We start from the raw sequence: 7,460 nt of genomic DNA on the forward strand, positions 1-7,460 counted from the left end.
TAGTATTGTGTGTTTTTATTCCATTTTTACTACTATAAATTGTGTACGTCTGTTTAATTGATGATCTTTCTCTTCACATTTTTCTCCATCTTCACAACCATTAGTTAATCTACGTTCACCAAATCCTTCATGCTCTGTAATTCTTTCTGGAGCTATGCCCTTAGAAATTAAATATTCGTAGGTTGAATTAGCCCTATCAATCGATAATTTATCATTATGTGATAATGTTCCTCTAGAATCGGTATGTGATTCTATTCTAATAACCATTTCTGGATAATCATTCAGCATTAAATTCACAATTTTATCTAATTCTATAGCAGCATCTTCTCTTATGTCATATTTATCAAAATCAAAATAAATGGTGTTTAATTCTGCAAGTTTTACAACATCTTGTACAGGATTTAATAATAAATTTGCTGTAATTGTAACAAGCTCTGTTTGCAAATTTTTTGATGTGAATGTTCTGTAATCGTCAATATATTTTTCTTGACTACCAACAATTTTATAATCTTTATTTCTGTCTATATTTATTTGATAATAACCGTTTTCATCAGTTACCATATAAGCAATTTGATTGTCTTTATCGTCGTATAATGTGATTTTAGAATTTGGAATTGGCTTGGTGTTAATGGCATCTGTTACAACACCTTCAACTTGCATAATTGGTTCTCTGTGATAAGCATAAATATCATCATCACCACGACCACCTCTACGATTTGAAGCAAAATATCCAGTAATTCCGTTAGGGTTCATGCTAAAGGAAAAATCGTCGCTATTAGAATTAACAGGAATTCCTAAGTTTACAACATCAACAAATTCATTATCCTCTCCTTTAATAGTAGCAAAAACATCAAGCAAGCCTAAACCTACATGTCCATCGGATGAAAAGAATAGAACGCCTTCATTATTTATAAAAGGAAAACCTTCGGCACTTTCAGTATTTATTACATTTCCAAGATTTTCTGGCTCGCCAAAAGTACCATCAGGATTAATATCAACAACATAAATATCAGATCCGCCATAACCACCAGGTCGGTCTGATGAAAAATACAACTTGGTGTCATCACTGTTTAAAGCTGCATGTTGTGTAGAAAACTTATCGCTATTAATTGATAAATCTTCAATATTTGTCCAAATACTATCTTGCAAAGTAGCTCTGTATATTTTCATGGCAGTTAAGCCACTATTGTCTCTTTTTCTAACCTGGTCTTTATAATTATTTCTTGAGAAATACATGGTGCGACCATCTTTAGTAATTGTAACCGGACCATCGTGATAAATAGAATTTACATCACCTTTTAATTTGCCAGTATGGTCTACATTTCGTCTTGAGCCAACTTCGGTTACATAAACATCTAGAAATGGTTGCTCATTCCAACCATATAGTCGTTTTACTGAAACACCTTCGTCTCTTGATGATGCAAAATATACTTTCCCATCATGTTCAAAAGCTCCAAAATCACTGAATTTAGAATTGAAGCGAACACGATCTAAAAAGTATTGTTGTTTTGCGTTAAAAACACTGGTAATAAAATTAACATCTTTTGAAAAATCGTTAGCATTTACAACGCCTCCAGAATCTTTAAAACGTTGTAACCATATTTGAGACTCTTTGTATTTTTTAATACCACGAAGCGATTGTGCATAACTGTAATAGTACTCAATAGGTACATTTTCTTGTTCTACTACTTTTTTATAATAGCGTGATGCTCTTTGCGGATTTCTTAAATAAGCATAACAATCTGCTAATTTTCTAGTAGCATAATCTTTATTGTAATTATTTTCAATAAGATCTTGGTAAACTTTTGCTGCCTTAACAAAAGAAAATTTGTTAAACAATGTATCGGCTCTCTTTTGTTTTCCTTGTTGAGAAAAAACAGAAAGACTAAGCATTAAAGCTAAACAGATTAATATGTATTTTTCTAGTTTCATTTATACAAAAATTTCTTATTAGAAATATCTTGGTGATTTTAATTTAGAACTTAAGAATTTGAATTCGTAAATCAATAATATCTCATGTGTTCCAGTAGTATATCTTGCTATTTCAGAAATTGGTTTTTCGTAAGCATAACCTACACGCAATTGTCTAGATACCTGAAAGTCTGCAAAGCCTCCTAAAGCTCCTGTTTCATTATTTAATCTATAGGAACCACCTAACCAAAATTTCTCGTTAAATAAAAAACTTCCAGTAAAATCATAGGATATTGGCGCACCGTTCGTGGCTTTTACTAATACCGCAGGTTTAAGTTTTATAGTCTTGCTTAAATCAAATACATAACCACCAGTAAAATAATAACTAATACGTTCTAAAGCTTCAAAACTATTATTATTGTTAGCAAAATCATTATTTAATATTCTCGGAGCAGATAAACCTAAATACCATCTATTTGAGTGCCAAAAAACACCAGCACCTAAATTTGGTGTCCATCTATCTTCTGTTCCAAAAATTAAAGGGTCATTTATGTTTCCAGGATCATTACGAAAATCTGAATCGAAACTAAATTGTGTAAAACCAGCTTTTAAACCAAAGGCTAGTTTACCATCGCTACCTGTTGGAATGGTGTATGAAAAATCACCATATACATAGGTAAAGTTTTGAGGCCCTAAATCATCTTCTATAAATGATAAACCTAAACCAATTCTATCATTTCTAAGAGGTGTATGTATAGAAAGGGTTTGGGTTATTGGTCCGCCTTTAAAACCAACCCATTGGCTTCTGTGTAATCCAACAACGCTTAATGCTTCTCTACTACCTGCGTATGCGGGATTAACAGAGATTGTATTGAACATATACTGAGTGAATTGCGGTAATTGTTGCGCAACTCCAATCGTACAGCTAAACAATGCAATAGCGATTATGTTATGTTTAATAAGTTTCATAGGTTAAGGTTTTATTTGGTTCCTAAGTAAATTGGACCTGTTATTGGTTTCAATCCACTATTTTCTAAATTAATAATGTAATAATATGTTCCGTTAGGCAATTTACCAGCATTTCCAATTGATGATTTAGGTGATGAACCATCCCAATCTCCTTTTGATCCTGATGTTTTAATGCTACCTAGCGTATAGTTATTTGAACTATAAACTAAAGCTCCCCAGCGGTTAAATATTTTTACGTTAGCAGTAAATCCACATAAATCAATACCTTCAATATCAAAAGTTTCATTAAAGCCATCACCATTTGGAGTTAGTGCTTTCGAGATAGTAATATCGTTTTCACCACACGGAAGTACAACACATTCGGCGTGTATATTCATTGTTACTTCATAAATACTGATACATCCGCCTTCAGTTGTTGTATACCTAAATTTATAGTCTATACCGCCGCTATCTGGAAGGAAATCTTCACTAAGTTCGAGAACGGTAGGGTCAAAGATATTGTCGTTAAGTGTTGCTGTTGGGTCTCCTTCAAGCAACTCCCATGTGCCATTAGGATTAACATCGTCACTTAGAGTGTTAAATAAATCGATGATACCATCATCATAACATGCGTCTGGTGCAGTTACATCAGTAATAATTTCATCAAGAGATACATTTAGTGTTTGTGTATATACTTCTTGATTAGCACACTCATCAGTTACTGTCCAAGTTCTAATGATTTGATAATCTACTAAAACATTCTCATCAAAAGAATTTGTTTCTTCAAAAAGAACAGTTATTCCAGCAGTATCAGAACAATTATCAGAGAACTCTAAAACTGGTGCATCAGGCACATCAGCACAACTTACATCTAATGTTTCATCAAAAGTTGTTGTTAGTTCTGGAGCAGTTGTGTCTTGAACAGTTATTGTTTGTGTATGCGAAGCTATAAGGCCACATTCATCAGTAGCTATCCAAGTACGCTCAATTACATAGCTATTAGCACAGTTTCCGTTAATAATTACATCACTTACTGACACAGTAGCATTACTACAATTATCTGTTGCTGTTAATGTAGTAGTACTAGGAACTGCATCACATTCTACTGTGATATCACCAGGTAATGTTTCAACAAACTCAGGTCTGGTTGTATCTTGAACTGTTATGTTTTGTACATGTATTGTGGTTAATCCACTTGCATCAGTTGCTGTCCAAGTTCGTACTAACGTATAATTAGATGTACATGAACCATCAACTCTTTCTTCACTAAATGTTACCTCAGCAGAACCACAATTATCGGTAGCTGTAAGTACTTCTGCATCTGGAACTTCACTACATTCAACAATTACATCTGCAGGTAACGTTTCAACAAACGTTGGATTAATGTTGTCTAATACAGTTACAACTTGCGTACAAGTTACGCTGTTGCCTGCTTCGTCAGTAATCGTCCATGTTACTACTGTATCACCTTGCGGAAATAAAGTTGGTGCGTCATTACTTATGGTTACTGATGTACAATCTGAAGCACTTGGAGTGCCTAAGTCTACATTTGAAGCTGTACATAAACCAGCATCTACATTTACAGTTACATCGATTGGACAAGCTATAGTAGGATCAGCATCATCAGTTATAGTAACTGTTTGTATACAAGTAGCTGAGTTTCCAGCAGTGTCGGTTACCGTCCATGTTACTATAGTATCACCTATTGGATAGGTCATTGGCGCATCGTTAGTTACAGTATCAACTGAACAGTTATCATCTGTGATTGGCGTGCCTAAATTTACACTTGAGGCTTCACATGAACCAGCATCAACATTCACAGATATATCACTAGGACATGTAATTGTTGGATCAATATTATCAATTACTGTTACGGTTTGTGCACAAGTAGCTGTATTACCAGAACCATCGGTAACTGTCCAAGTTACTATAGTGTCTCCTAATGGGAATGTTGTAGGCGCATCATTTGTCACACTATCAACAGAACAGTTATCGTTAGTTGTTGGAGTACCTAAATCAACACTTGAAGCTTCACATAAGCCAGTATCAACGTTTATCGACACACCAGCAGGACAAGTAATTGTCGGGTCAATATTATCAGTTACTGTTACCGTTTGCACGCAAGTAGCTGTATTTCCTCCTGTATCAGTTACCGTCCAAGTTACTAGAGTATCTCCTATTGGAAATAAAGTAGGTGCATCATTTGTCACACTATTAACAGAACAGTTGTCCGTAGTAGTTGGAGTGCCCAAGTCAACATTTGATGCAGTACATAAACCAGCATCAACATTCACAGATAGGTCACCAGGGCAAGTAATAATTGGATCAGTGACATCATCCACAATCACATTTTGAGGTACCACAATCACATTACCATTACCATCATCAAAGGTCCAATTGATTGTAAATGTACCTTGAGTAGTGTATGTTAATGGATCGGTAGTTGTACCAGTAATTACGGTACCATTACAGTTATCGGTAATAGTAGGTGCCGTAGCTGTAACTAAACACTCACCAGTTAAATCTGGAAGCGTTGGAGCAGTAGGCGGTGTTGTATCATCCACAATTACGTTTTGAGGCACCACAATTACATTACCATTGCCATCATCAAAAGTCCAGTTGATTACAAAAGTACCTTGAGTGTTATAAGTTAAAGGATCTGTTGTTGTACCTGTAATAGGACCTGAACAGTTATCAGTTGTTGTAGGCGCTGTAGCCGTAGCCGAACATTCACCTGTAACATCAGCAAGTGTTGGTGTATCAGGATCAGTGACATCATCCACGATTACAGTTTGAGGAACAACGATTACATTGCCGTTACCATCATCAAAGGTCCAATTGATTGTAAATGTACCTTGAGTAGTGTATGTTAAAGGATCAGTAGTTGTACCTGTAATAGGACCTGAACAGTTATCAGTTGTTGTAGGCGCTGTAGCCGTAGCGGAACATTCACCTGTAACATCCGCAAGTGTTGGTGTATCAGGATCAGTGACATCATCCACGATTACAGTTTGAGGAACAACGATTACATTTCCATTACCATCATCAAAGGTCCAATTGATTGTAAATGTACCTTGAGTAGTGTATGTTAAAGGATCAGTAGTTGTACCTGTAATAGGACCTGAACAGTTATCAGTTGTTGTAGGCGCTGTAGCCGTAGCGGAACATTCACCTGTAACATCAGCAAGTGTTGGTGTATCAGGATCAGTGACATCATCCACGATTACAGTTTGAGGAACAACGATTACATTTCCATTACCATCATCAAAGGTCCAATTGATTGTAAATGTACCTTGAGTAGTGTATGTTAAAGGATCAGTAGTTGTACCTGTAATAGGACCTGAACAGTTATCAGTTGTTGTAGGCGCTGTAGCCGTAGCTGAACATTCACCAGTTACATCAGCAAGTGTTGGTGTATCAGGATCAGTGACATCATCCACGATTACAGTTTGAGGCACCACAATTACATTTCCATTACCATCATCAAAGGTCCAATTGATTGTAAATGTACCTTGAGTAGTGTATGTTAATGGATCGGTAGTTGTACCAGTAATTACGGTACCATTACAGTTATCGGTAATAGTAGGTGCCGTAGCTGTAACTGAACACTCACCTGTTAAATCAGGAAGTGTTGGAGTCGCAGGAGGTGTAGTATCATCGACAATTACAGTTTGAGGAACAACGATTACATTGCCGTTACCATCATCAAAGGTCCAATTGATTGTAAATGTACCTTGAGTAGTGTATATTAAAGGATCAGTAGTTGTACCTGTAATAGGACCTGAACAGTTATCAGTTGTTGTAGGCGCTGTAGCCGTAGCTGAACATTCACCTGTAACATCAGCAAGTGTTGGTGTATCAGGATCAGTGACATCATCCACGATTACAGTTTGAGGAACAACGATTACATTGCCATTACCATCATCAAAGGTCCAATTGATTGTAAATGTACCTTGAGTAGTGTATGTTAAAGGATCAGTAGTTGTACCTGTAATAGTTCCTGCACAGTTATCAGTTGTTGTAGGCGCTGTAGCCGTAGCCGAACATTCACCAGTTACATCAGCAAGTGTTGGTGTATCAGGATCAGTGACATCATCCACGATTACAGTTTGAGGCACCACAATCACATTACCATTACCATCATCAAAGGTCCAATTGATTGTAAATGTACCTTGAGTAGTGTATGTTAAAGGATCAGTAGTTGTACCTGTAATAGGACCTGAACAGTTATCAGTTGTTGTAGGCGCTGTAGCCGTAGCCGAACATTCACCAGTTACATCAGCAAGTGTTGGTGTATCAGGATCAGTGACATCATCCACGATTACAGTTTGAGGAACAACGATTACATTGCCATTACCATCATCAAAGGTCCAATTGATTGTAAATGTACCTTGAGTAGTGTATGTTAAAGGATCAGTAGTTGTACCTGTAATAGGACCTGAACAGTTATCAGTTGTTGTAGGCGCTGTAGCCGTAGCTGAACATTCACCTGTAACATCAGCAAGTGTTGGTGTATCAGGATCAGTGACATCATCCACGATTACAGTTTGAGGCACCACAATTACATTTCCATTACCATCATCAAAGGTCCAATTGATTGT

General features: G+C 36.3%; 3 protein-coding genes. All 3 read right to left on the reverse strand.

The annotated features are described in order from the left end of the window. Positions 1-15: 15 nt before the first annotated feature. Positions 16-1,932 (reverse strand): OmpA family protein, encoded by a 1,917-nt coding sequence (locus L3X37_RS06820; RefSeq protein WP_237239420.1) that lies wholly within the window; start codon positions 1,930-1,932, stop codon positions 16-18. An 18-nt stretch (positions 1,933-1,950) separates the two neighbouring features. Next, positions 1,951-2,880, reverse strand: coding sequence for a PorP/SprF family type IX secretion system membrane protein (locus tag L3X37_RS06825; RefSeq protein ID WP_237239421.1), 930 nt, complete (start codon positions 2,878-2,880; stop codon positions 1,951-1,953). 11 nt (positions 2,881-2,891) lie between these two features. Beyond that, on the reverse strand, positions 2,892-7,460 hold a 4,569-nt coding region (locus tag L3X37_RS06830; protein ID WP_237239422.1), incomplete at its 5' end, for a T9SS type B sorting domain-containing protein.

This window comes from Wocania arenilitoris, from assembly GCF_021728535.1.
Lineage (GTDB): Bacteria > Bacteroidota > Bacteroidia > Flavobacteriales > Flavobacteriaceae > Wocania_A > Wocania_A arenilitoris.